Annotated in this window: 1 protein-coding gene; it reads right to left on the bottom strand. The window is 71.0% G+C overall.

The genetic code is table 11. From position 1 onward, the window contains the following. The coding region (locus K7B10_RS40610) for an Ig-like domain repeat protein (RefSeq protein WP_229346093.1) at positions 1-331 on the bottom strand (331 nt) is incomplete at both ends.

Raw genomic sequence — 331 nt, 5'->3', positions numbered from 1 at the left:
GGGCCGGTGAAGGTGACGGTTCCGGTGGGGGTGCCGCTGCCGGGTGCCACTGCGGTGACGGTGGCGCAGACGGTCACGGTCTCGCCGCACACCGAGGGGTTGGGGTCGACCGATACGGTGGTGGTGCTGGCAGCCTGGTTGACCGTCACCTCGAAGGGACCGTCCGAGCCCGCGAAGCAGGAGTCGCCGTTGTAGGTGGCCGAGTACGTGCCGCTGGTGAGGCTGCTGGTGGTCAGGCATGCCGTGCCGCCCGCGTCCAGCGCAAGTGTCACGTTGAGTCCGCCGGGGCCGGTGAAGGTGACGGTTCCGGTGGGGGTGCCGCTGCCGGGTG

Source organism: Streptomyces flavotricini (assembly GCF_020639365.1).
In the GTDB taxonomy this organism is placed as follows: Bacteria; Actinomycetota; Actinomycetes; order Streptomycetales; family Streptomycetaceae; genus Streptomyces; species Streptomyces flavotricini.
This window is presented reverse-complemented; position numbering and strand designations above follow the sequence as displayed.